This is a genomic window from Streptomyces sp. NBC_01268 (genome assembly GCF_036240795.1).
Classification (GTDB): domain Bacteria; phylum Actinomycetota; class Actinomycetes; order Streptomycetales; family Streptomycetaceae; genus Streptomyces.
Genome location: NZ_CP108454.1, coordinates 3,445,407 through 3,468,903, shown reverse-complemented (window position 1 = coordinate 3,468,903; position 23,497 = coordinate 3,445,407). Strand labels below are relative to the sequence as shown.

Genomic DNA, 23,497 nt, shown 5'->3' with positions numbered 1-23,497 from the left:
TCTTCCTGACACCGCGTCCAGGGCCTCCGGACGCTGCGCCTAAGGTTGCTCCCGTACTCCAGGACCACCCTGCCCCTCGAAGGACAGCGATGCCCTCCAACACGACCGCGCCTCCCGCCAAGAAGAAAGGGCGGCGTGCCCGCCTGATCGTTCTCGTCCTGGTCCTCGCTCTGGTCGCGGGCATCGGGTACGGGGCGTACTGGGGCGTCAGCACCGTCCGGGGCTCGTTCCCGCAGACCACGGGCACCCTCCGGCTCGACAAGCTCTCCGGACCGGTCGAGGTGAAGCGCGACGCTTACGGCGTCCCGCAGATCTACGCCGACAACGAGGCCGACCTCTTCCGCGCCCAGGGCTACGTCCAGGCCCAGGACCGCTTCTACGAGATGGACGTCCGCCGTCACATGACGGCCGGCCGCCTCTCCGAGATGTTCGGCAAGAGCCAGGTCGACACCGACGCCTTCCTGCGCACGCTCGGCTGGCGGCAGGTCGCACAGCAGGAGTACGACAAGGTCCTGTCGGCGGACACCAAGAAGAATCTCCAGGCGTACGCCGAGGGCGTCAACGCCTATCTCAAGGACCGGGACCCGTCGGACGTCTCCGTCGAGTACGCGGCCCTGGCCTTCACCAACGACTACGCGATCGAGCCGTGGACCCCGGTCGACTCGGTGGCCTGGCTCAAGGCGATGGCCTGGGACCTGCGCGGCAACATGCAGGACGAGATCGACCGTTCGCTGATGACCAGCAGGCTCACGGCGCAGCAGATCAAGGACCTCTACCCGGGCTACCCGTACGAGCTCCACCAGCCGATCGTCCCGCAGGGCGCCGTCGACAAGGTCACCGGGAAGTTCGACCCCCAGGCCGAGGCCCACGGCTCCGACGGCGGCGGCAGCGGCGCGGACGCGCTCAGCGGCACCCGGTCGCAGCTCTCCGCGCTCTCCGACGCCCTCGACGAGATCCCCGCGCTGCTCGGCCCCAACGGCAATGGCATCGGCTCGAACTCCTGGGTCGTCTCCGGGAAGTACACGACCTCCGGCAAGCCGCTGCTCGCCAACGACCCGCACCTCGCGCCGATGCTGCCGTCCCTCTGGTACCAGATGGGCCTGCACTGCCGCTCCGTCTCGGCCACCTGCCGCTACGACGTCGCCGGCTACACCTTCTCCGGCACCCCCGGCGTGATCATCGGCCACAACGACTCCGTCGCCTGGGGCTTCACCAACCTCGGCGCCGACGTCACCGACCTCTACCTGGAGAAGGTCGGCGATCAGGGCTACGTCGTCGACGGCAAGGTCAAGCCGTTCCGGACCCGTGAGGAGACCATCAAGGTCGCCGGCGGCGGCGACCGCACCATCACGGTCCGCTCCACCGAGCACGGACCGCTGGTCTCCGACCGCTCCACCGAGCTGGAGAAGGTCGGCAAGCACGCCCCCGTCGGCAACGCCGCCCCCGACCGCGGCACCGGCTACGGCGTCGCGCTGCGCTGGACCGCGCTCCAGCCCGGCAAGTCGATGGACGCCGTCTTCGAGCTCAACCGCGCCAAGGACTTCAAGAGCTTCCGCGCCGCGGCCAAGAACTTCGAGGTCCCGTCCCAGAACCTGATCTACGCCGACACCGAAGGCCACATCGGCTACCAGTCGCCCGGCAAGATCCCGGTCCGCACCAAGGGCGACGGCACCCTGCCCGCGCCCGGCTGGGACTCCTCGTACGACTGGAAGGGCTACATCCCCTTCGACGAGCTGCCCTACGAGTACGACCCGGCGCGCGGCTACGTCGTGACCGCCAACCAGGCCGTCATCGACGAGAAGAAGTACCCCTACCTCCTCACCAAGGACTGGGGCTACGGCTCGCGCAGCCAGCGGATCAACGACCTCATCGAGTCGAAGATCAAGGACGGCGGCAAGATCTCGCCGGACGACATGCAGACCATGCAGATGGACAACCGCAGCGAGATCGCCACCCTGCTCAACCCGCTGCTGCTGAAGATCGACATCTCCGACCCGCAGGTCCGCGAGGCGCAGAAGCTGCTGGAGGGCTGGGACTACACCCAGGAGCCCGACTCGGCGGCCGCCGCGTACTTCAACGCGGTCTGGCGCAACGTCCTCAAGCTGGCCTTCGGCGAGAAGCTGCCCAAGGAGCTGCGCGTCGAGGGCGAGTGCATCAACGTGCGCCGGGCCGACTCCACCGGACCGGTCGACGAGCAGAACAAGCTGGTCCGCGAGTGCGGCGAGCGCGATGCCGACTCGGCGCAGCCGGACGGCGGCGACCGCTGGTACGAGGTGGTCCGCCCGCTGCTCAAGCAGGACAAGAACGACTGGTGGAAGACGCCGGGCGACCGGCTGAACGCCCCCACCGAGACCCGTGACCAGCTGCTCGCGCAGGCCATGAAGGACGCCCGCTGGGAGCTGACCGCCAAGCTGGGCAAGGACGTCTCGACCTGGAGCTGGGGCCGGCTGCACCAGCTGACCCTGAAGAACCAGACCCTCGGCACCGCGGGTCCCGGCTTCGTGCAGTCGCTGCTCAACCGCGGCCCGTGGAACCTGGGCGGCGGCGAGGCGGCCGTCGACGCCACCGGCTGGAACGCGGCCGGCGGCTACGACGTGATCTGGGTGCCGTCGATGCGGATGGTCGTCAACGTCGGCGACTGGGACAAGTCCCGGTGGATCAACCTCTCCGGAGCCTCCGGCCACGCGTTCAACAGCCACTACACGGATCAGACCGACAAGTGGGTGAAGGGCGAGCTGCTGGACTGGCCGTACGGCAAGGCGGCGGTCGACACCGCCGCCAAGGACACCCTGACGCTCCAGCCGTAGGGCCCCGGGGAAGGAATCCCGGGAAAGATCAGGGCGCGAAGCGCCGGACCCCCTCCGGGGTCACCACCGCGTGCACGGGGTGGTCGTGCGGTTCCTCCGGGACCCGCGCGACCACCTCGTTCGCGTAGAGGAGCACCACGAGGGCCGGCTGCGCCCCGGCGCGTACGAGCCGGGCGAGCACCCGGTCGTACGAGCCGCCGCCCCGCCCGAGCCGCATGCCGCGCGCGTCGACGGCGAGGCCCGGCAGGAGGACCGTGTCCGCCGCGCACACGGCCTCGGGCCCGAGGCGTTCGCCGACCGGTTCGAGCAGCCCGCGGCCTGCCTTCGCGAGCCGCTCGGGCCCTTCGTAGAGGGCCCAGTCGAGGTCGTTGTCGGGCAGGAGCACCGGCAGCAGGACCCGTACGCCCCGCTCGCGCAGCGCGTCGAGCAGCGCGCGGGTGCCGGGTTCGCGCCCCACGGAGACGTAGGCGGCGACCGTGCGGGCCCCGGCGAGCTCGGCGAGCTGCAGGGCGGACCGCGCGAGGAGCTCGGCGGCCCGCGCGGTGGCGTCGGGGGGCAACTCGGCGCGGGCGCCCAGGAGCGCGCGGCGCAAGACGGTCTTCTCGGACGGTTCCGTACGCGGATCCTGGCTCAACGCGGCTCGAATTCCTCTTGTATCGGGTGGTAGCGGTACGAGGTCGAGAAAGCTCACGGGATGCTCATCTTCCTCCCATACCGAACGGCTAGGGTGCAGCGCATGACGCAGACGCCGCCCCTCACCAAGGCTGTCATCCCTGCCGCCGGCCTCGGCACCCGGTTCCTTCCGGCGACCAAGGCGACGCCGAAGGAGATGCTCCCGGTCGTCGACAAACCGGCGATCCAGTACGTCGTCGAGGAGGCCGTCGCGGCCGGGCTCTCGGACGTCCTGATGATCACCGGCCGCAACAAGCGGCCCCTGGAGGACCACTTCGACCGGAACTACGAGCTGGAGGAGGCGCTGAGCCGCAAGGGCGACGAGGAACGCCTCGCGCGGGTCCAGGAGTCCAGCGACCTGGCGACCATGCACTACGTGCGCCAGGGTGATCCGCGCGGCCTCGGCCACGCCGTGCTGTGCGCGGCGCCGCACGTGGGCGACGAGCCGTTCGCCGTGCTCCTGGGCGACGACCTGATCGACCCGCGCGACCCGCTCCTCGCGCGGATGGTCGAGGCGCGCGAGCGCTTCGGCGGCAGCGTCGTCGCGCTGATGGAGGTCGAGCCCTCCCAGATCCACCTCTACGGCTGCGCGGCGGTCGGCCCGACCGGTGACGCGGACGTGGTGAAGGTGACGGGCCTGGTGGAGAAGCCGGACCCGGAGGAGGCGCCCAGCAACTACGCGGTCATCGGGCGCTACGTCCTGGACCCGGCCGTCTTCGCCATACTGCGGGAGACCGAGCCGGGACGCGGCGGGGAGATCCAGCTCACCGACGCGCTGCAGAAGCTGGTCCAGGACGAGCGGGTCGGCGGCCCGGTGCACGGCGTGGTCTTCAAGGGCCGCCGCTACGACACCGGGGACCGCGGGGACTATCTGCGTGCCATTGTCAGACTGGCGTGCGAACGTGAAGATCTGGGACCGGACTTCCGGACCTGGCTCCGCAGGTACGTCAACGAGGAGATGTAGCACCTTGAGCAGCAGCACGGCACCGTCGGACCACGGCCCGTCCGACCCCTGCGCCGGTCCCGCCCGCGGCCTGTGGTCCGTCGACGAGCACCTCGGCGACATCCTGGCGGCGGTCGCCCCGCTCGAACCCATCGAGCTGCAACTGCCCGAGGCCCAGGGCTGCGTCCTGGTCGAGGACGTCACGGTGCCGGTCTCGCTGCCGCCCTTCGACAACAGCTCCATGGACGGGTACGCGGTCCGCGTCGCCGACGTGGCCGGGGCGAGCGAGGAGTTCCCGGCCGTCCTGACCGTCATCGGCGACGTCGCCGCGGGCGCGGGCGGGCTGCCCGAGGTCGGCCCCGGCCAGGCCGCCCGGATCATGACCGGCGCCCCGCTGCCGCCGGGGGCCGAGGCCGTCGTCCCGGTCGAATGGACCGACGGCGGTACGGGCGGGGGAGCGGCCGGCGCGATGCGCCCCGCGAGCGCCGCCCCGGAGGGTGCGGCCGGCGAGGTCCGCGTGCACCGCGAGGCCGAGGCCCGCGCCCACGTCCGGGCGCGCGGCAGCGACGTCCAGGCGGGCGAGCTGGCGCTCGCGGCGGGCACGGTCCTCGGGCCGCCGCAGATCGGCCTGCTCGCGGCGATCGGCCGCGGCACGGTCCGGGTGCGGCCCCGCCCGCGCGTGGTCGTGCTCTCCACCGGCAGCGAACTGGCACAGCCCGGCGAGCCGTTGGCCGAGGGGCAGATCTACGACTCCAACAGCTTCGCGCTGGCCGCGGCCGCCCGCGACGCCGGAGCGCTCGCCTTCCGCGTCCCGGCCGTCGCGGACGACGTCGAGTCGCTGCGGGCCGCGATCGAGGACCAGCTGATCCGGGCGGACCTGATCGTCACCACCGGCGGGGTGAGCGTCGGGGCGTACGACGTGGTCAAGGAGGCGCTGACGGCGGACGGCGAGGTCGACTTCCGCAAGCTGGCCATGCAGCCGGGCAAGCCGCAGGGCTTCGGCATGATCGGCCCGGACCACATCCCGCTGCTCGCGCTGCCGGGCAACCCGGTCTCCTCGTACGTGTCGTTCGAGCTGTTCGTCCGGCCCGCGATCCGCGCCCTGATGGGCCTCACCGACCGGCCCGACACCGCGCGGCCGACGGTCCGGGCGGTCCTCAAGGCGGACCGGGCGCTGTCCTCGCCGGAGGGGCGGCGCCAGTTCCTGCGCGGGACGTACGACGCCGGGTCGGACACCGTCACCCCCGTGGGCGGATCCGGCTCGCATCTGATCGGGGCGCTCGCCCAGGCGGACGCGCTGCTCGTCGTGCCGGAGGAGGTGACCGCCGTCGAGCCCGGCACCGAGCTGGACGTGGTCCTCCTCGGCTGAGGAGGCCCAGGTGGGGGTACCGTGTCGTCCCACACAGCGACCGGGAGTGTCACCGCCATGAGCACGCAGCAAGGACTCACCCACATCGACGAGGCGGGGGCGGCCCGCATGGTCGACGTCTCCGCGAAGGACGTCACGGCCCGCACCGCCCGCGCCAGCGGCCGCGTCCTCGTCTCGCCGCGCGTGATCGAGCTGCTGCGCGGCGAGGGCGTGCCCAAGGGTGACGCGCTCGCCACCGCCCGGATCGCCGGGATCATGGGGGCGAAGAAGACCCCCGACCTGATCCCGCTCTGCCACCCGCTGGCCGTCTCGGGCGTCACCCTCGACCTGTCGGTCGCGGACGACGCGGTCGAGATCCTGGCGACCGTGAAGACCACGGACCGCACGGGCGTCGAGATGGAGGCCCTGACGGCGGTGTCGGTGGCGGCGCTGACCGTCGTCGACATGGTGAAGGCGGTCGACAAGGGCGCGGTCATCTCCGACGTACGGGTCGAGGAGAAGACGGGCGGCAAGTCGGGCCACTGGACGCGGAGCGAGCCGTGACGCGCGCCGGCCGGGTGGCGGGGGCGCACGACCACGAGCACGCGCCTCAGACGCCCGCCCCGGCGGCGCCCGGCGCCGGCCTCGGCGACGCCCTCGCCGCCCCGTACTCCGCCCTCGTCGTCACCGCCTCCAACCGGGCGGCCGCCGGGGTCTACGAGGACAAGGGCGGCCCGCTGATCGCCGAGGCGCTGCGCGGCCTGGGCTTCGCCGTGGACGGCCCGCAGGTCGTGCCGGACGGCGCGCCCGTCGAGGCCGCACTGCGCGCCGGGGTCGCCGCCGGTTACGACGCGATCGTCACCACCGGCGGTACGGGCATCTCGCCCACCGACGAGACCCCCGAGGTCACCCGCCGCCTCCTGGACCGGGAGATCCCCGGCATCCCGGAGGCGATCCGCGCGTTCGGCCGGGAGAAGGTGCCGACCGCGGCGCTCTCCCGCGGCCTCGCCGGGGTGGCCGGCGGGACGCTGATCGTGAACCTGCCGGGTTCGACCGGCGGGGTACGGGACGGGCTCGCCGTCCTGGCGCCGCTGCTCGTGCACGCCGTCGACCAGATCCGTGGCGGCGACCACCCGAGACCCGCGCCGGAAGCGGGCCCGGAGTCATGATCCCGACCTGGCCCGTGGTCCTGGTGGACGGCGACGTGCTGCTCCGCCCGATAAAGATGCGCGACCAGCGGGCCTGGCGCGAGGTGAACCGGCGCAACCGCGACTGGCTGCGCCCCTGGGAGGCGACCGTGCCGCCGCCCGGGCCCGGCGGGCCGGTCGCGCAGCGCCCCACGTACCGCCAGATGGTGCGCCATCTGCGGGCGGAGGCGAACGCGGGGCGGATGCTGCCGTTCGTGATCGAGTACCAGGGGCACCTGGTGGGGCAGTTGACGGTCGCCGGGATCACCTGGGGCTCGATGTGCTCGGGGCACGTCGGCTACTGGGTGGACAGCGAGGTGGCCGGACGGGGCGTCATGCCGACGGCGGTCGCGCTCGCCGTCGACCACTGCTTCGGCGCGGTGGGGCTGCACCGCATGGAGGTGTGCATCCGCCCGGAGAACGGCCCGTCGCGGCGGGTCGTGGAGAAACTGGGCTTCCGCGAGGAGGGGCTGCGCCCCCGCTACCTCCACATCGACGGCGCGTGGCGGGACCATCTGGTCTTCGCGCTGACGGCGGAGGAAGTGCCGGAGGGCCTGCTGCGCCGCTGGCACCAGGCGCGGCGCCAGCACCACTGAAATTAACATAAGTGTTCGAATTCCCTCCCCAGTTGGCACCCAAAGCGCTCAATCGGTCTGAACAATCACAAAAAAATTCAGTGATATCAGCCAGATCGTGCGACACACCGGCCCAATTGGCCGATGCCTCCACGCGAACCCCTCTACGGTGTGAGGCGTGAGCAGCAGCGGCCTCATCTACGCAGTCATCGTCGGGGCCTGGGCCGCCTACCTGGTGCCGATGTGGCTCCGCAGGCAGGACGAGCTGAACGAAGCCCGTCCGACGGAACGCTTCAGCACCGCCATCCGGCTGCTGTCCGGACGGGCGGGAATGGAGCGCCGGTACGCCAAGGAGCTCAAGGGCCGGGATCGCGCGGCTGAGGGAGTGGCGCCCGAGGTGGACCCGGACGCGGCGACGGAGCAACTGAGCTCGGTCGACGTCCGGGGCTTCTGTGCGCCCGCGGCCAGGACGGAAGCCCGTCTGGAGATCCCGGACCCGGCGCCCGCCCAGGCCCAGCCCCCGGCGCCCGCCCAGGCCCAGGCCCAGCCCCCGGCGTCCGCCCCCGCGCCCGCCCGGCGTGCGCCCAGCGCGGCGGCCGAGCGGGCCCGAAGAGGGAAGGCCCTGGCCCGCCGTCGGCGCACCACGGTCCTCCTCTTCCTGGCCTTCACCCTCGGCGCGGTCGTCGCGGCCGTCGGCGGCCTCGCCTTCCTGTGGGCGCCCGCGGTCCCGGCGGTCCTCCTGAGCGCGTACATCCTGTACCTGCGCGGCCAGGAGCGGCGGCGCTTCATCTACGTGATGGACCGCCGCAACGCCGAGGCGGCCGCCGCCCGCCTGCGCGAGAGCCGCCGCCCCGCCCCGACGCCCGAACCGACGCCCGCCGAGACCCCGGCGCCCGCCCAGTCCGTCTCCCCGCAGGAGGCGGGCCGGCGCGCCCTGGTGGAGCAGACGGACCACGCCGAGTGGGTGGACCAGCAGCGCGACCGCGGCCCCGCCCGCGGCGACAGCTGGGAGCCCGTCCCGGTCCCGCTCCCGACGTACGTCACCGCCCCGGTCGCCCCGCGCGCCTCGGGCGGCGTCGACATCACGGACCCGGAGACCTGGAGCGCGGCCCGCTCCTCCACGGCGGCGGATCCGGCCCCGCCCCCCGCCCCGGCTCCCCGGCAGCGCACCGCCCAGCCCCGCGCCCGCCGCGACCACGGCCGCACCCCGCTCTTCGACCAGTACGCGGACGACGACCGCCCCCGGGCCGCCAACGAATGACCCGCCCCCGGGGGCCCGCGACGGCCCCCGGCTGACCTGCGGGGGAGCGGATTTCCAACTACGCCGGTCGGGATGCTAATGTTTCACACGTCGCAAGGGCCTGTGGCGCAGTCTGGTAGCGCACCTCGTTCGCATCGAGGGGGTCTGGGGTTCAAATCCCCACAGGTCCACAGACGACTGTTCTTGAGTAGCTCTCAAGGACGTTGACGAGATCCCGTCCGATCGAAAGATCGGGCGGGATCTTCGTCGTTTCGGGGGTCGTTCGATGCCTGTTCGGGGTGGTGGATGGCGGCGTATCGGGTCTGGCGGGTTGCTGGGCAGACGCCTGGCCGTTGCCAGGGCATGCGAACCGGCCCCGGTCGCCCGGGGCTGGTGGTCGTGATGTGTGGCTGTGTCGCAGCTCGATCAGAGATTGGCCGGCGGATGTCGCCCTTTGTCGAGTGGCGTGGGGACGTGCGGCCGGTCGCGATCTGGCGGAGCCGGAATGGAGTCGAAGTCGGCGTCGGAGAGTCGGCTGCCAGTGCGCTCGTAGAGCCAGGTTTCCAGGATGTCCAGGTTCCCGACGGCCACCATGATCGCGATCAGGATCGTCTGGGCAACCTGGCCGGGTGCTCGGCGGTGCATGGGGTTGCCGATGTCCATGTAGGCGCCCTTGAGGCGACCGTTGAGGCCCTCGTTGTGGGAGCGGATCGGCTTGTAGATCCGGTCCCAGGCGGGGCTGAGGTAGTGACTGTCCTGCCGGAACTTTGCGATCCTCAGGTCTCCGGCCGCGTCGGCGGGGACGCTGATCGCGGATGCCCCACAGACAGCCGGCAGGGCCTCCTTGCCGGGAGGGTCCGTCCACTCCCTGTCAGGAAGCTGGATGGTGGGGCGAGCCGAGGTATGGCTGGCGCGGGAGCGGCGATCTGCCAGCTTGATCACGCTCTGAGGCGGGCCAGAGGCGGTCGGTCGTGCGGGACGGAGGCGTTCTCGGCGTGGACAGTTCACCGAAGGGGACGGGCCGGCCGCCGGGCACTGGAGACGCGTGGTTCCTCGGGCGTCGGCGTTCTGCTTGAGCTTGAGGAAGTAGGGCAGCCGCTCGGTGACCACCGGCTTCAGTTCATCGAGCCGTCGGCGGAAGGCCTTGTCGTCCATGCCGTGAGTGGCCTGAGCCAGGGCGTTGGGGATGTGCGGGCAAGCGAGCGAGCCGTCGACCAGTACGGCTCCCTGCCAGCTGCCTTGGATGCCACGGTCGGCCGCCTTGTAGTCCAGGGCGAGGCGGTAGCCGAGTCGGCGTACGGGGATCTGGAATTTCTCCGGCGAGCAGCCGGTGTAGGCGCGATCTGCGGCACAGGTACCTGTCGGCAATCGAAGCTCGGCGAGGTGCTTCAGCACGGTGACCGCGTTCTCGCCCGTGCGGACGGTCGGAGTGTCCAGGCTGAGGCCGAGGCAGAGCTGCGGGTAGGAGGGCGCGCGGCGGCCCTTCGCGGCCCCTTCGCCTGTGCGGGAGTGGGCGGCGACGAGCAGGCTCGCGCTGTAGCCGAAGATGCCCTTGTCGGAGCCGCCGCTGAAGTGCCAGCCAGCGGTGATCTCGACGGAGGCCGTGCCCGCGCGGTCGCTGTCAGGGTTGGCCAGAACCGGGATCGAGGTGGCGTCCACTCCCACGTCACCGGCCCAGTGCCGCAGGTATCCGCGTTGCTGTGCCAGCCGGACCGGGGCCAGTACGAGATCGTTCGCCAGCCGTTGGAGCCGGTTCGCGGCGGCGCGGCCGGCAGCCTCATCCCAGACAGCGGAGTGGATGTCAGCCTCCGCTTGGGTGAGGCGCCGGCGCCGGTCGCAGCGTGCCGGGTCGAGCATGGTGGTGATCCGGTCCAGCCCTCGGTAGAGACGACGACTGGCAGCTATGCACGCGCGTGCCGTGGACGGCGGCATCTCGGGGATGCCGAGCCAGGCACGAGCTGTGGGCTGGAGACGGAAGTGCAGGATCCGCCAGGCGTCGGAGACTGTGGCTCGGCCCGTGTAGTACACGGCGAGCATCAGGCCGGCCAGTACGGTCCTGGGCTGCACGCCTGGTGGCCCGGGGCGACCTCGCAGCATGTCCTCCAGCTGTTGGGGCAGACCAGAGCGGTCGAGGACGGTCAGCAGCTGGCCGACCTTGGAGTCGGGGATCTCGGTGAGCCGTCCAGGCCGCAGACGTGGTCGGGCATGGCGGGCGGCCAGCTGGTCGGCTTCAGGCCGCGCCCTCACGAGCGGCGGCCACGCAGCAAGCGGATCACCTCCGCCCTGGGTAGTGGGGGCACCCAGTGGTGGTAGCCCGCCAAACCGGCAGGGGAGGCCATGCCTGCGGCGGAAGCGACCGCTTCCGGACTGATGCCCTCGGAAAGCCGGCCGACGATCCACGTCGACCGCAATCGCCGAGCGGAGAGCGGTGGCAGAGCCGCATGGGGCCGATGGCGGGCAGGCCAGGACGAGACGAGGTTCTTGGCTGCCGCGACCTTCCGTCCCGGCCTGAAGAGGAACCCGGTTCCGGAGGTCTCTGCCAGCTCGGCCAGCGTGCCTTCCCAATCGGAGTGGCACGCCACGAGTCGGCCGAGGAGCTTCTCCTCAAGCACTGCGACCCCACCAGAGGTCACGCGAACGTGACTGCCTCGCATGGGAGGGACCTCGCCCGGCATCAGGCCACACCCGGCACCAAGCGCCATGAGGGCGAGGCCGTCGAGTCGAGCCTGGTCCGGCAGATGATTCGCCCAATCCCGCAGGCGAGCCAACTCCCCGGCACCATAAGGCGGCTGAGGCGTGCGAGGCGAGGAAAGCCGAGCCGGAGGGGCCTCCCCGCGCTGGACCCACACCAGAGCCTCCCGCGCCCGCCGCAGCCAGGTCCGGTAGGTCAGCACCGTCGAGTCCTTCGTCGCAACGCAGCCCGACAGGATGAAGGCGTCGATCGTCTCGGTCCGCAGCCAGGTTCCCGGGTCGCGCGGCAACCCGCGTCGGTCCGCCCAGACCGCGATCCGGCCGATCACGTGCAGCAGATGCTCCGCCGCGTAGCAGGTGGCCGGAGCAGTCGCCGTCACGGTGGCTCTGACCAGCTCGGCGACCGGCGCCCACTGCCGATGCGGCAGCCGGGGCCGGTAGTCGCGGATCTTGCTGGAGACCTCCGGGCTCAGTGTCACAGACCAACAGAAGCGGCTGGACAAGCAGCCAGTGAAGACGTCGAAGGCGATCTTCACGGAAAGGAGTGCATCGACATGGTCGGAGGTTTGGCCCGCAAGACCGCGCCGAGAGACCTTGCCCGCGATCCGGAATCCTGGCCCGATTCCGCCGTCGACGACGTCGCCGCCAGAGTCGTCCAGGCTATCGCCCGCGCGCTCGCGCTCGCCCTGGAGCGCGAGAAGCGAAGCCTGCGGCAGGTCTCTACCGGATCCGGGGTCAACCGGCAGGCCATTGCCGACCTGCTCGCCGGCCGGTGCTGGCCGGACGTCGTCACTGTTGCCCGCCTGGAAGATTTCCTCGCTGTCCCGCTGTACCCGCGGGACGGAATGCGCAGTACGCATCAAAATCGGCCTTCCCGTCCCCAGGGAAACCCGTCCCAGGGAACGACGAAATAGGCCAAGCGCCCCCGAGGCGAGGCGGATTGCTCTAGCCTCGGGGATGCGTGAGCCACTACGAGGGTCCACGTCATAGGTTCCGAAGAGGGTCCAAGCTCAACGGAGCCCGTCCCCTTCTCCCCGCAATGGGAGGAGGGGACATCTCATGTTCGGGGCGGCGGCGTCAGGCGTCCCCTCCCTGCGATTCCGTGACCCGGCGGGCGGCGAAGGTGCCGATCGGGTGCTCCACGGCACGGCCGTTCTTTACCAGCCGCTTGCAGGTCCGGCGGGTCGTCTCGATGGGCGCCCGCCCTTCCTCGCCCTTGGTTGGGCGCCCAAGGGCCTCTGTGATGTCCTTGACCTTCATCGGCCGTCCGGCGCCCACGAGGATCTGCTCGACCGCCTGCATCAACTGCCCGGACGGCGACCGTGAAGGCCCGCTCTGCCCGGCACGCGTCTCCTCTGGCGGCTTGCTCGGTTCCGACTCGTCGTCGGCGGACGCATCGCCGTCCTCGTCCTCCGCGTCAGCTTCCTGCTGGGGGCTTTGATCGTCCTCGGACGGCGCCGAGCGGCCTGCGAGGAGCTCGGCGAGAGCTTCGCTCAGCTGATCGCGAGTGCTCGCGTACTTTGCCGCTTCGACTCGGAGGTCCGCGAGTTCTGCTTCGAGCTCCGAGATCCGTGTCAGCGTCCGATCGGTCTTGCCGGAGTAGATCCCAACAGCCGTCCGCAACCCGGGAGCCGCATCCGGCTCGCCTGCCCCTGTGAAGTCCATCCGCCCCTCCTCGGCCCTCCCGTACGACAGGACAACGGCAGTCATCGTAGGGAATGCCAGTCGTGCCCGGCAGCCAAATGACCAACCAAGTCTGGCAGTTGAGGCACGCAGGAGCGCGAGCCTGATGTCTGGCGCCTTTGACCTGCGTGTCTGCGATGCCAGTCGTAATTCTTAACGTCGTCAACAGTTATGGCAGATCACGCTCTGCTGCGATTCCTGGCGCCACGTCTTCGAGGACGAGGTCCGGAAGGATGGCCAGTCCCAGACTCTGAAGATCCACGTTCGGGCTGGCTGCCTTCTCTGCAACGCGAGGCAGCCAGGAGCTCAGGCGGTCCAGTGCAGGTATCAAGCCTTCTCGGTCGTCACTGAGCAGGGCTGCCACGAGCGACACGACATCGGCGCGGGAGCTGCCTGCTGGGGCCGGGAGAGCGGCCAGCCCTGAGAGTGCGCGCTGGTCGCGAGTGCCACAGAGCGCCGTGAGGGCGGCGAGAGTGAATCGGACGGCATCGTTCTCGTCTTCCCAGCGGGACAGCAGTCTCGACAGCTCGCTGCCGATGGCCCGCCGTGTCAGATACTCAGCTGCAGACTCCTCCCAGGCACCCCCGAGTGCGGTGATGCGATCGGCCAGGGAGACCTCTGCAGCCGGCCCCGAAGCAGCAAGCCGCAACAGGTTGCCGAGTAGAACCAGCCGGCTGCCGGGCGCGACGCTGTCGTCACAGATCAGCTCCATGAGGAATGGGACAGCCTCGACGGTGGTGTCGGTGCAGGTGCCTTGGTGGGCCACGGCATCCACGAGATCACCGAGGAACTCACTCGTCGACCCATAGGGCTCGCCAAACGCGAACTCCTCATCGAGCAGCCACCCCACGGCATCCGGAACGTCCGCCGCGCTGCCGTGCATGCGCTTTGCGACCGCCGCCACGGCCTGGACCACCACTGCGGGCTCACCGACCTCACTGCACTTCCACGGCGGACCGGCCGGAGGTCGCACGGGATCCTTGGGCAGAGGACTCGGAAGGGCGACGTTGGCGCCGGCCTGCTCATGGACCAGGCCGTCCCGTTGGAAGACTCTTTCGGCAGTAGCGGCATGTCCCTCGCTGTACCCCTGCTGAAAACCGCCGTGGGCACGGGCCACGTGGGCCACCCGAACCCGTTCATTCCGAAAGAACGGCTCGAGAGCCATGCGCTCGTACCCGCTGTAGACGGCCAGCGAGAAGACCTGCCACCACCCCTCCAGCTCCGGGTCCATCGACGGCTGGCCGTACCAGAAGCTCGACGGAACGAACCGGAAGTGATCGTGGACGCGCACCGCCGTCAGGCGGTGCCCCATCCCGGAAAGCTCAGCCGCGGCGGCGCGGGCAGCGCCCTCACTCGGCAGGCTCAGCGTGTACTGGACTCCCCAAGCGGGGGGTGCCACGGTCATCAGCTGCACTGCCAGGTGAACATCGCCCGCTCGAAGCGCCGCTCGGCCAGATCTTCCGGGCGGATCAGCCAGTACAGGGCTCCGGCATCGCCCCACATCATGTCTGCGGCGTCCTCGCTGTCGAACTGGGCCAGCAGCACCCAGTTGCCCGCCTCCTCGGACAGCCGAGGGTCGTCCCAGGACACCTCGCCGTCCAAAACCGCCTCCGCGATCTCGATCTCCACGGGGTTCTGTACGGAGTGAGCGTGGCCGCCGATCTGATGCCCCACCTCGTCGTCGAACTCCCACAGCGCCTCGAGGAACCCCTGCGAGCAGACGGGGTGGTCGTACCGGTTCCCCAGCGGGGCACCCGGAGCGAAGGCGGCCCGGACGGACGGATGCCAGGGCTCGGTCGCCGTCATCTCCACCCGAGCGGTAAGCGGCACCACCGGATACGGCTTGAGGCCTGCAGGCGCCCCACACTCCGTCACCTCCTCGTCAGCTGCCACATAGAGCACGCGGGCGCCCGCCCAGCTCTCCCGGTCCTCGGCCAGAACGAGAGCCTCGCCGTCGTCCAACTGCCCATCGAAGTAGAAGAACAGCAGCGTTCCCGCTGCGGGCAGGTCGATGTCCAGCGCAGCTGTCGGCAGACGCGCGCAGTCGATCGAGGCGATGAAGGAGAGCGGACCGTGACCATCCCATGCCGGCCACTCTGCGGTGGCCGACAAGGCGGGCATGCCGCCAAGATGGCCGACCACATCGTCAGAGCCAGCCGCTATCTCAAGACGCACGCCAGGGCGAAGCAGACCGAGCCACTTCTCGGCAACCTCAGGCGACAGATGCTGCAGGGCGAGAGAGAGCAGGGCATCTCGGGAACCATGTGTCATGCGGCCGATCATCCACGGCGTCACTGACAGAACTGGTTTCGGGGCGAGCGTCTCACTGCTCAATGGCACCGCATAGGATCCACCGCCAGCAACGCTTGGCCTGAGAGGTAGCTCACGTGACCGCCCGAATCCTTCCCGCGTCTCCCGGTGACCCGGCTCGTGTCGGCCCGTACCGAGTAGTAGGCCGCTTGGGTAGCGGAGGTATGGGGACGGTGCACGCCGCTCTGGACATCCGCGGCAATCGTCTTGCAGTGAAGGTCGTCCATCCTGCTCAAGCTGGCGATGAGGAGTTCCGTGCCCGCTTCCGGCGCGAGGTGGCCCTGACAAGCAGGGTGAACGGGCCATGTCTTGTGCCCGTGGTGGCGGCAGACTGCGATGACGAGCGCCCATGGCTCGCCACGCCCTACATACCGGGGCCTACGCTCCAGCAACACATCGCCGTGTCGGGCCCTCTCCAGGGGGTGATGCTGCACGCTTTGGCAGCTGGCACCGCGGCTGCCTTGGCTTCGGTCCACGAGGCCGGTGTGATCCACCGGGACATCAAGCCAGGCAATGTGATCCTCTCACCCGACGGTCCGCGCCTGCTCGACTTCGGCATCGCGCATGCCCTGGACGGCACCGCAGTCACCCGCACCGGAGTGCTGACTGGGACGCCCGGCTGGATCAGCCCGGAGCAGTACCGCACTGGTGCTGCGGGGCCAGAGTCCGACGTCTTCGCCTGGGGCGCACTCGTTGCCTACGCCGGAACAGGGCGCCATCCGTTCGGCACAGGGGCACCGGACACCGTCGCGTTCCGCGTGATGTCTCAAGAGCCTGATCTCTCCGGCATGCCGGATGAGTTGGGTCGTATTGCGGCAAGTGCATTGTCAAAGGAGCCAGACGACCGGCCCACCACGCGCATCCTGAGCGAGGAATGCATACGGCTCCTCGAGCATCAGGACACCCATGTCTTGCCGCAGCAGGTTTCAGTGCACACTGTCGTTGACACCCTGGTAGCCAGTCATTGGAACGCGCCACCTGCACAGGTAGACGCCTGGCCCATCGCCCGGAGTTACGGCCGGGCCCGCAGATACAGCTTCATCGCGGCCGCAGCACTCACCGTCCTGAGCATCGGGGCCGCGGCCATGTATGCAGCCACGTTTCATGCAGGGCAGGAATTGCCGCCCACGGCGCCAGCCAGCACGGCACCCACGGCGTCCTCGCCCCGTCCGGTTGCTGCCCCTATCCGCCCGACGAGCACCACCCCTTCCGCCACCACGGCCAGCACGCCAGCTGCCACAGAGGCACCATCGGAGCCGCAACCGGCCTACACCCGCAGTGACAACGCCCAGCCCACTGTCGAGGAGTGGTCGGCGGCCCGCGATGCCATGACAGCCTCCGAGCGGAACATCGCTGCCGCCATCAACAAGGAGGTAGGTCCGTTCCTCCGCGACGAATGGGGACTGTCCGACGGCGTGCAGGTGACGTTCAACCCCGAGGCGCAGACCATGTTCCTCACCGCCGGCCCGTCGGTAACCGCCTGGGAGAACGGCGGTGACTACACCGACCTGCGGCGCAGCGTCATGTTCAGCGGCTGCTCCTACGGCAACGACAAACTACGCACCGACATCAACTGGCCCTACGGGCGAGTGGTCGTCGTCTACCGAGAGTCGATGGCGAAGCCTGTAATCGCTGACTACCGGGAAGTCACCAACGGCATGCGATGCCGTGTCTGAACTAGCGATGGGCTCTCTTCGCTCAGCGCCCCGTTTTAGTTGTCGCCGTGTCCACAGTTAATGCGCGTCGTTGGTAGTGGAGGGATCGCTGTCTAGTCGTGCACCGCCGGTTTTGCTGCGGCGGGAGTCACGACGAGGTCCAGGCCGCCGAACTGCCGGCCACTGCTCGGCTGCGGAGCGATTGGCCTCGTCCAGGGCATTGCTGTTTAGTGCGCGGTAGTCCCGCATGATGCCAGCGACAAACTCGGGGGACAGGTCGGCATGAACCACGAGGGCCGCGAGCAAATGGGATCGATTGATGTTCTCACCAGCGGCGATCCCTGCGGCGACCAGCTGGTCGAGGCGCTCATTGACGGCGTCGGGCCATGCAATGAGAGTGTTGCGGCGTTCCGCTCGCCACAGCGACTCCATACTGCGCCCCCTCTGGCCTCAAACCTATACCCGATATATATTGACCTCATGGTGACCACGCTGCAAGCCCGACCGCGGGTTCGCCGGACGGAAGACTCCGAGCCCCCTAAGCCCGTGCGGATTGCGGGTCGTGTCCTGAAGCCCACGCCGGTGTTCGACACCTACTGGCGGTTCGCGGCCGTGCGGCAGCAGGTGTACCTGGCGCGCTTGGGGGAGGCCCAGGGGCCGGCGGTACCGGACCCCGTGCTCGCCCAGCATCGGTTTACCAACTGCTTCCGGGCGTCCGATCGGGTCAGCCAGTATTTGATCGGCCACGTGTCTTACCACGGTGACCAGGCGTGGCAGGAAGTGTTCTTCCGCACGTTGCTGTTCAAGGTCTTCAACAGGATCCAGACCTGGCAACTGCTTGAGGAGCACCTGGGCGAGGTCACTTGGCAGGGCTACGACTACCGTGCCGTGAACCAAGTACTGTCACGGGCATTCGCGTCCGGGGAACGGCTGTACTCCGCTGCGTACATCACCCCGCCGCCGAAGCTGGGGGAGCAGCGCAAGCACCGCAACCACCTACGCCTGCTTGAGATGCTGATGGACCAAGGGGCGCCTGAGCGGGTGGAACGGGCTGCTTCAATGCAAGAGGCTTACCAGGTGCTGTTGGGCTTTCCTGCGCTCGGCCCGTTCCTGGCCTACCAATACCTGATTGACCTCAACTATGGGGCAGGGCTGTCGTTCTCCGAGATGGACTTTGTCGTTCCCGGCCCGGGTGCCCGCGATGGCATCCGCAAGTGCTTCGGCGCCACCGCGAGCGGCATCGAGGCCGAGGTGATCCGCTACATGGCGGACACCCAGGAGGAGCACTTTGCCCGACTCGGGCTCATCTTCGCCGGACTGCGCGGGCGCCCCTTGCAGCTGATTGACTGTCAGAATCTGTTCTGCGAAGTCGACAAGTACGCGCGCGTGGTCCACCCGGACATCGCGGGCATCAGCGGCCGCAGCCGCATCAAACAGTTGTATCGTCCCGACAGTGCCCTCCTGACTGCCTGGTTCCCACCCAAGTGGGGCATCAACTCATAGTGTCCAGAAGAGGTGGCGGTTGTTTGTGCCGGTCAGGCCACTAGCCGAGCCTGGCCTCGGAGAATCGGACGCAGGGCTGAGATGTCGCCTTCGATCTGGGCATGGCCGGCGATCACCGTCAGTGCACCGGGGGACACCTCGGCATGCTTTGCCAGGTAAGCCAGTAGCCGTCCCAAGCCCAGGTAGTTGCCGTAGGCGCGGTTCACCATGTAGTGGCTGCGGTAGAGGGCCACGGCGTGCAGGACCCGGTCGCGGTCCAGCTGGAACGAGCAGTGGCTCAGGCACGGGAAGCCGCGCAACCCGTTGTCCTTCCCGGCGGCGTGTACCGGCGCGGACCATGTGTTTGTGTCCGCGTCGGCGACGTGGTCGCCTCCGGTGAGATCGGAAACGGGTTCGTCGTCGGGATGAGCAATGTCCATCTCGTACGCCGCAGTCATCGGCCCCCTGCCTGCCGCCTGGCGGCGTATCCGGTCGATGAGCGCGGTCAGCTGGTCCACCGGGCCATTCTCGCCGGGATAGGCCACGATGCGCCCGAAGTAGGTGCCGGTCTTGTTCCCGCGGTCGATGCGGCACAGCCTCGGATACATGCTCCGGTACCGGCGCACCAGCTCTTCCGGGGTGCGGGAGACGGCCGCGAGCTCGGCGGGGAAGAGAGTGTTGGCCACCGTCTCGATCCGCGCGTAGCCCCGCTCCTTGCGCATCTGGTCGAACTCGGCGCGCACCTGTGGATCCTCGGCCGCGGCGTTGGCGATGCGAACTACGGTGTGCAGGGCGTCTCGCTTCGGATTGCCGGGTACGTCGAGCTTCAGGCATGCCTCCTGCCAGGCCAGCGACGTGTTCGCCTTGTCAACGATAAAGAGGGACATCACCGTGCTCCTGACGTTAGAGGTGTGCCAGTGGGGGAGCAGTGCGAGGAAGAGCAACCGGTACAGGAGGTGCAGTTCAGGCGGGCCACAGGCTCTGGATGCCGGCGCGTGGGGCCTGGCGCTCCAGGGTGAACTCCAACAGCCCTGTGGCGCCGGGGAAGTGCACGGTGGCCGAGGCTGCACCGGTGAACATGTCAGTGACCTCAGCAATTCCAGAGGCCGAGGCATCGCCCAAGGAGATCTGGCCATGGGCATCCTCGGGGCCCTGCAGCGCGGGCGGCAGGGACTCAAACCGTGCCCCGGTGTTACTCAGGACCACCAAGTCACCCGCATCGACCCGCACGGTGGTGCAGTGTACGCCGGTGTCGATCAAGTGGACGTGGGCCTTCCCGGGCACGGTGCCGCCCGCGAGGTTCGCCTTGATGGAGGCGGGCTTGACCCGCAGCCACTCGATCTTCTGCACCCGCGACAGCAGCCGCAGCCGGTGCAGGTGGTTCACCGTCCCGGCGTAGGAAGTGCCCAGAATGCGAGCGATCCGATAGGCATGCTCAGGGACCAGAGGACGATTCACCCCGATCTGTGCCAGCGCGTTCTGGACAGCAGGCAGGGGCATCAGGAACCAGGCCGCGAACGCCTCTGCCACCTTCTCCTCGTCCGGCCAGGACCCGTCCCCCCACGTGCGAGCGCGGTCCAGCTCCTCGTCCAACGATGTTCCGTGGCCTGCTCGGTGGTGTCCCAATTCGTGTGCAGCGGTGTGTCGTTGGGCCACGATGTCCAAGCTGGCGTTCAGCAGTACTGCGGGCCCGTTGTCCCGTGGGGCGGCGTACACCCCGAACAATCGCGGCATGGGCCGCGCCATCCCGACCATGCCGGCGCGCAGTAGTGCGCCGTACACGTCCACGTACCCGTTGCGGTCGATAGACAGGTCGCGGTGTGCTTTTACGGCCTCCATCGCGGCGACCTTGTGGGCCACGTCCCAGTTCACTCCCCGCGCTCCCTCTCCTTCTCGCTTGCCCGTCGGAACTTCAAGAATTCGGCGAAGCTCAGCACTTCCTCCCAGTCACCGTCACTCAAGCCGACGAGGGCGCGCGGCAGCCCGGCCAGTGCATGCTCCCCCAGGTCGGCCTCTTCCTCCTTTGCGAGGAAGTAGGACACCGGCCGCATGTACAGGCGCGCGAGCTTCTTCAGCTCGAGGCTGTCCACCCGGCGAGCGCCGCGTTCGATGTCGCTGACTGCCGAGCGGGGGATACCGGTCATGTCGGAGACGTGCTGCTGCGACATGCCCAGGTAGTCGCGGGTATTGCGCAGACGCTCCCCGAGGAGTTCGAGCTCAGGGTCGCGGCCGCGAAGTGCGGCAGGTTCGGGGCTCATGGCTTTTGCCTCTCGTTGATCACATTCAAGACGGTGGTGGCGAAGGTGCGCACCGACCGGGTAGAGCGGGCGGCCTCCTCATCTGCGGGGACGCTGATGCCATAGCGCTCCTCGATGCGCGTCAGGATCTCGACGATGAGGATGGAGTCGACCGACAGCTCCTCGCTGGCCTCCTCCAGCTCCATCCGCAGCTCGTCGGGATCCCGATCCTGTAGTTCGGCCAGGAACTCCACGATCACGGTGACGATGTCCTCCAGGGAGGGCTCGGTGGTGTTCAGCAGACTCTCCTGTCCGTCTGATTTTCCGGCAGCGCTGCTCTAGTATACGACATGGGTCGGGATTTCCGACCTGAGTGATGGAATTTCCGACAGGAGGAAGCTGTGGACCTCAACCGCTACCAGCAAGCCGCCATCAAGACGCTTCAGGAACCCGCCCCGGGTACTGATCCTGTCGTGGTGCCCCTGCTCGGCCTCATCGGCGAGGTCGGCTCCCTCGCCACCGCCTACAAAAAGCGCCTTCGTGACGGGCCCGGCCTCGCCTCAGGGAAGCAGCACCTTCGCGAAGAACTCGGTGACGTCCTGTGGTACGTCGCTGCTCTCGCCCACCGCTTCGACCTCAACCTCGAAGACGTTGCCGCCGCCAACCTCGTCAAGATCGGTGACCGGTGGCGGCCCACCCCGGCCGCCGACCGCATCGTCTTCGATGCCCACTTTCCTGAGTCCGAGCGACTCCCGCGGCGGGCCACCCTCACCTTCACCGTCCAGCGGCGAGACCGTGATGGGCGTACCGTCGCCATCTTGACCCGCGACGGCACCCCCTGCGGAGACCCGCTGACCGACGCGTCTCACATCGACGACGACTACCGCTTCCACGACATCTTTCATCTAGCTCATGCTGTTGTCCTTGGCTGGTCGCCGGTCTCTCGCTTCTTGCTGGGCTGCAAGCGCAAGAGTGACCCCAAGACTGACGAGGCCGAGGATGGCGGTCGTGCCATCGCCATCGAGGAGGGCATCTCCGCTCTCGTCTTCTCCTACGCGACCCGTCACGGCTACTTCGAGAACGTCCGCCACATCGATCACGAGTTCATCAAGACCATCACCTCCATGGCTTCTCACCTCGAGGTCAGCGTTCTGCGCTCGGCCGACTGGGAGCAGGCGATCATGACGGGGTACGACGCCTGGCGGCAGCTTCGTGCCCAAGGCGGCGGAACCGTGCATCTGGATCTCGATGAGCAGACTCTGATGGTCGAGCCGTAGTTCAAGGTGCTGTTGGGTGCCGGGTTCGGTACCTCCGCAGCGGCTTACCGCCACCGGCGGGAAACGATCACTCGCCTCCTGGGAAATGATCTCTAAGCCGCCGCGTCGTGCCTGGTGGGGCCGACTCGTGAACACCCCACAGACACAGAGGATCCCGTCCGGTCGGAAGACCGGGCGGGATCCTCTGCTTTGTGCCGGTGATCACCGCGACCAAGTCGGGGGCCGACGAGTCAGCCCGGCATGACTGAAGATTTCTCGTCCGCCCCGTGGCCGTTCCACGCCGGGCCGGTCCTCACGCTGAGGCCGCGTCGCCTGATGCACTCGCCCGAGCGGTGGGTGGTGGACGTCTCCGCGGACGATCTGGTGGGCCTCGCGCAGGGACCCGACGCCATGCGGCGCCTGCGGGCGCGGCGCGGGTTCCTCGGGGAGACGCCGGCGAACCGCAGGCTGGGGGAGATCCTTCGCGCCACGCCGGAGGAGTTCGGCGTGGTGGGGACCGTCGTCCTGGTGGCCGAGGCCGTCGAGGTGGCCGGGGCGGGGGACGGGCGGGGGTTCGGCGGAGAGCTGCGGGTCCATGCGGTGGGGTGCGTCGACGGCTTCCAGCGGCTGAGGATCATCGCCGACGTCGCGGCGGTGCTCGGGGCGGCGCACGTCGGGCGCTCCACCGTCCGGCTGGAGGTGCACTGCGGGCCCGGCAGCGCGGTCGTCTCGCGGCTGCACCGCGAGGCCGGTGGGATCGTCAACGCGCCGACGGCGCAGGACGGGCTGATCCGCTGCCCCCACATCGCCCGGCTCGTGGGCGCGGACTGGGAGGAGGCGGGCTTCTTCGACCCGCGCCGTGGTGCCGTGGCGGGGCCGCACGGGCGCCTGTTCACCATGCCGGAGGTCACCCGCGCGCTGGCGTGCCTGTCGGCGGCGCCCTCTCCGGAGGCGGCGAACCTCGTGGCCACGGAGCAGGGGCTGGAGGCCTTCTGGGGGTCCGTCGGCACTCCGCTCTACCTGGGGGTCTTCCACGACCGCCTGAGCCCGGTGGGGGTCCTGCGGGCCGTGGAGGCGTGGCGGACGGCGCGGGACGCGCTGAGCGGGCTGCCGGGGAAGCTGAAGGGCGGGGCGGGGCACCTCATCCCGTACGCGCCGGATCTGATCTGCTGGGCGGCCTGCCGCGAGGTCCTGCCCCTGGGCCGGCTGCACGCGGCGAGGTCCGCCTTCGACTGGCACGGGGTCATCCGCGATCAGCTGCCCGCGGTCACCCGGCGGACGGCCGAGCGGCTGGTGCGGAGGTACGGGGAAGTGCGCGCGGCGCGGGGCAGCCGGGGGGACTACAAGCACGAGGCGCCCCTGCTGGACGTCTGGCTCGACGTGCTGGCGGCCGGGCGGTGACGAGGCCGGG

At 69.4% G+C, this 23,497-nt stretch carries 22 protein-coding genes and 1 tRNA gene; 12 read left to right on the top strand and 11 right to left on the bottom strand.

The window, feature by feature from the left end; all coding sequences use genetic code 11:
- The first annotated feature begins 89 nt into the window (after positions 1 to 89).
- Positions 90 to 2,807 carry a penicillin acylase family protein gene (locus tag OG309_RS15300; RefSeq protein WP_329421311.1) on the top strand — a complete coding sequence of 906 codons (2,718 nt, stop codon included), beginning with the start codon at positions 90 to 92 and terminating at the stop codon, positions 2,805 to 2,807.
- 28 nt (positions 2,808 to 2,835) lie between these two features.
- Here OG309_RS15300 and OG309_RS15295 read toward each other — a convergent pair whose 3' ends face one another.
- Positions 2,836 to 3,399, bottom strand: a complete 564-nt coding sequence (locus OG309_RS15295) for a 5-formyltetrahydrofolate cyclo-ligase (RefSeq protein WP_329421309.1) — start codon at positions 3,397 to 3,399, stop codon at positions 2,836 to 2,838.
- A gap of 144 nt (positions 3,400 to 3,543) precedes the next feature.
- Between OG309_RS15295 and galU the strand changes: the two genes are divergently transcribed.
- From galU to OG309_RS15260, 7 genes are all read left to right on the top strand, one after another.
- The gene (galU, locus tag OG309_RS15290; protein WP_329421308.1) at positions 3,544 to 4,443 is read left to right on the top strand and encodes a UTP--glucose-1-phosphate uridylyltransferase GalU; all 900 of its coding nucleotides are present in this window, start codon (positions 3,544 to 3,546) and stop codon (positions 4,441 to 4,443) included.
- Positions 4,444 to 4,447: 4 nt separating this feature from the next.
- Positions 4,448 to 5,791, top strand: a complete 1,344-nt coding sequence (glp, locus tag OG309_RS15285) for a molybdotransferase-like divisome protein Glp (RefSeq protein ID WP_443067569.1) — start codon at positions 4,448 to 4,450, stop codon at positions 5,789 to 5,791.
- Positions 5,792 to 5,848: 57 nt separating this feature from the next.
- Entirely contained in the window at positions 5,849 to 6,334 is a 486-nt protein-coding gene (gene moaC / locus OG309_RS15280; protein ID WP_132916891.1) for a cyclic pyranopterin monophosphate synthase MoaC, read from the top strand.
- Positions 6,331 to 6,939 (top strand): MogA/MoaB family molybdenum cofactor biosynthesis protein, encoded by a 609-nt coding sequence (locus tag OG309_RS15275; protein WP_329421304.1) that lies wholly within the window; start codon positions 6,331 to 6,333, stop codon positions 6,937 to 6,939. The genes moaC and OG309_RS15275 overlap by 4 nt, the downstream gene beginning before the upstream one ends.
- Positions 6,936 to 7,553, top strand: coding sequence for a GNAT family N-acetyltransferase (locus tag OG309_RS15270; protein ID WP_329421303.1), 618 nt, complete (start codon positions 6,936 to 6,938; stop codon positions 7,551 to 7,553). Before OG309_RS15275 ends, OG309_RS15270 begins: the two co-directional genes overlap by 4 nt.
- A gap of 157 nt (positions 7,554 to 7,710) precedes the next feature.
- Entirely contained in the window at positions 7,711 to 8,793 is a 1,083-nt protein-coding gene (gene sepX, locus OG309_RS15265) for a divisome protein SepX/GlpR (protein ID WP_329421302.1), read from the top strand.
- 96 nt (positions 8,794 to 8,889) lie between these two features.
- Positions 8,890 to 8,963 (top strand) — tRNA-Ala (locus tag OG309_RS15260).
- A 235-nt stretch (positions 8,964 to 9,198) separates the two neighbouring features.
- Here the strand turns inward: OG309_RS15260 and OG309_RS15255 are convergent.
- The 5 genes from OG309_RS15255 to OG309_RS15235 all read right to left on the bottom strand — a co-directional run bounded on the left by OG309_RS15255 (position 9,199) and on the right by OG309_RS15235 (position 15,480).
- Complete coding sequence (locus tag OG309_RS15255; RefSeq protein ID WP_329421300.1) at positions 9,199 to 10,809, bottom strand: hypothetical protein; 1,611 nt, start codon at positions 10,807 to 10,809, stop codon at positions 9,199 to 9,201.
- Positions 10,810 to 11,015: 206 nt separating this feature from the next.
- Entirely contained in the window at positions 11,016 to 12,323 is a 1,308-nt protein-coding gene (locus OG309_RS15250) for a hypothetical protein (RefSeq protein ID WP_329421298.1), read from the bottom strand.
- A gap of 217 nt (positions 12,324 to 12,540) precedes the next feature.
- A complete protein-coding gene (locus OG309_RS15245) occupies positions 12,541 to 13,128 on the bottom strand; it encodes a hypothetical protein (RefSeq protein WP_329421297.1) in 588 nt (195 codons plus the stop codon).
- A gap of 187 nt (positions 13,129 to 13,315) precedes the next feature.
- Positions 13,316 to 14,551 (bottom strand): hypothetical protein, encoded by a 1,236-nt coding sequence (locus OG309_RS15240; RefSeq protein WP_329421296.1) that lies wholly within the window; start codon positions 14,549 to 14,551, stop codon positions 13,316 to 13,318.
- Positions 14,551 to 15,480 (bottom strand): YwqG family protein, encoded by a 930-nt coding sequence (locus tag OG309_RS15235; protein ID WP_329421295.1) that lies wholly within the window; start codon positions 15,478 to 15,480, stop codon positions 14,551 to 14,553. Before OG309_RS15235 ends, OG309_RS15240 begins: the two co-directional genes overlap by 1 nt.
- Positions 15,481 to 15,620: 140 nt before the next feature.
- Between OG309_RS15235 and OG309_RS15230 the strand changes: the two genes are divergently transcribed.
- Positions 15,621 to 17,132, top strand: coding sequence for a serine/threonine-protein kinase (locus tag OG309_RS15230; RefSeq protein WP_443067568.1), 1,512 nt, complete (start codon positions 15,621 to 15,623; stop codon positions 17,130 to 17,132).
- Positions 17,133 to 17,189: 57 nt separating this feature from the next.
- On the opposite strand, the gene OG309_RS15225 is transcribed toward OG309_RS15230, so the two are convergent.
- Entirely contained in the window at positions 17,190 to 17,543 is a 354-nt protein-coding gene (locus OG309_RS15225; RefSeq protein ID WP_329421292.1) for a hypothetical protein, read from the bottom strand.
- A gap of 48 nt (positions 17,544 to 17,591) precedes the next feature.
- Here OG309_RS15225 and OG309_RS15220 point away from each other — a divergent pair, with 48 nt between their 5' ends.
- Positions 17,592 to 18,614: a nucleotide kinase domain-containing protein gene (locus OG309_RS15220; RefSeq protein WP_329421291.1), complete on the top strand. Its 1,023-nt coding sequence runs from the start codon at positions 17,592 to 17,594 to the stop codon at positions 18,612 to 18,614.
- 32 nt (positions 18,615 to 18,646) lie between these two features.
- Here OG309_RS15220 and OG309_RS15215 read toward each other — a convergent pair whose 3' ends face one another.
- The 4 genes from OG309_RS15215 to OG309_RS15200 form a co-directional block, all read right to left on the bottom strand.
- Positions 18,647 to 19,480 carry a hypothetical protein gene (locus OG309_RS15215; RefSeq protein ID WP_329421290.1) on the bottom strand — a complete coding sequence of 278 codons (834 nt, stop codon included), beginning with the start codon at positions 19,478 to 19,480 and terminating at the stop codon, positions 18,647 to 18,649.
- Between the two features lie 76 nt (positions 19,481 to 19,556).
- On the bottom strand, positions 19,557 to 20,465 hold the full coding sequence (locus tag OG309_RS15210) for an ImmA/IrrE family metallo-endopeptidase (RefSeq protein WP_329421289.1): 909 nt from the start codon (positions 20,463 to 20,465) through the stop codon (positions 19,557 to 19,559).
- Positions 20,462 to 20,851, bottom strand: a complete 390-nt coding sequence (locus OG309_RS15205) for a helix-turn-helix domain-containing protein (protein WP_329421288.1) — start codon at positions 20,849 to 20,851, stop codon at positions 20,462 to 20,464. The genes OG309_RS15210 and OG309_RS15205 overlap by 4 nt, the downstream gene beginning before the upstream one ends.
- Positions 20,848 to 21,090, bottom strand: coding sequence for an acyl carrier protein (locus OG309_RS15200; protein ID WP_329421287.1), 243 nt, complete (start codon positions 21,088 to 21,090; stop codon positions 20,848 to 20,850). The genes OG309_RS15205 and OG309_RS15200 overlap by 4 nt, the downstream gene beginning before the upstream one ends.
- A gap of 141 nt (positions 21,091 to 21,231) precedes the next feature.
- On the opposite strand from OG309_RS15200, the gene OG309_RS15195 reads away from it, so the two are divergent.
- Both OG309_RS15195 and OG309_RS15190 read left to right on the top strand, forming a co-directional pair.
- Entirely contained in the window at positions 21,232 to 22,107 is an 876-nt protein-coding gene (locus OG309_RS15195; RefSeq protein WP_329421285.1) for a nucleoside triphosphate pyrophosphohydrolase family protein, read from the top strand.
- Positions 22,108 to 22,347: 240 nt separating this feature from the next.
- Entirely contained in the window at positions 22,348 to 23,487 is a 1,140-nt protein-coding gene (locus OG309_RS15190) for a hypothetical protein (RefSeq protein WP_329421283.1), read from the top strand.
- The last annotated feature ends 10 nt before the right edge of the window (positions 23,488 to 23,497 follow it).

Coding starts and splice junctions, on each gene's coding strand:
- OG309_RS15300 (WP_329421311.1), top strand. CDS start 90: ATGCCCTCCAACACGACCGCGCCTCCCGCCAAGAAGAAAGGGCGGCGT.
- galU (WP_329421308.1), top strand. CDS start 3,544: ATGACGCAGACGCCGCCCCTCACCAAGGCTGTCATCCCTGCCGCCGGC.
- moaC (WP_132916891.1), top strand. CDS start 5,849: ATGAGCACGCAGCAAGGACTCACCCACATCGACGAGGCGGGGGCGGCC.
- OG309_RS15270 (WP_329421303.1), top strand. CDS start 6,936: ATGATCCCGACCTGGCCCGTGGTCCTGGTGGACGGCGACGTGCTGCTC.
- OG309_RS15255 (WP_329421300.1), bottom strand. CDS start 10,809: ATGCTCGCCGTGTACTACACGGGCCGAGCCACAGTCTCCGACGCCTGG.
- OG309_RS15250 (WP_329421298.1), bottom strand. CDS start 12,323: ATGCGTACTGCGCATTCCGTCCCGCGGGTACAGCGGGACAGCGAGGAA.
- OG309_RS15245 (WP_329421297.1), bottom strand. CDS start 13,128: ATGGACTTCACAGGGGCAGGCGAGCCGGATGCGGCTCCCGGGTTGCGG.
- OG309_RS15240 (WP_329421296.1), bottom strand. CDS start 14,551: ATGACCGTGGCACCCCCCGCTTGGGGAGTCCAGTACACGCTGAGCCTG.
- OG309_RS15230 (WP_443067568.1), top strand. CDS start 15,621: ATGGGGACGGTGCACGCCGCTCTGGACATCCGCGGCAATCGTCTTGCA.
- OG309_RS15225 (WP_329421292.1), bottom strand. CDS start 17,543: ATGGAGTCGCTGTGGCGAGCGGAACGCCGCAACACTCTCATTGCATGG.
- OG309_RS15220 (WP_329421291.1), top strand. CDS start 17,592: ATGGTGACCACGCTGCAAGCCCGACCGCGGGTTCGCCGGACGGAAGAC.
- OG309_RS15215 (WP_329421290.1), bottom strand. CDS start 19,480: ATGTCCCTCTTTATCGTTGACAAGGCGAACACGTCGCTGGCCTGGCAG.
- OG309_RS15205 (WP_329421288.1), bottom strand. CDS start 20,851: ATGAGCCCCGAACCTGCCGCACTTCGCGGCCGCGACCCTGAGCTCGAA.
- OG309_RS15190 (WP_329421283.1), top strand. CDS start 22,348: ATGACTGAAGATTTCTCGTCCGCCCCGTGGCCGTTCCACGCCGGGCCG.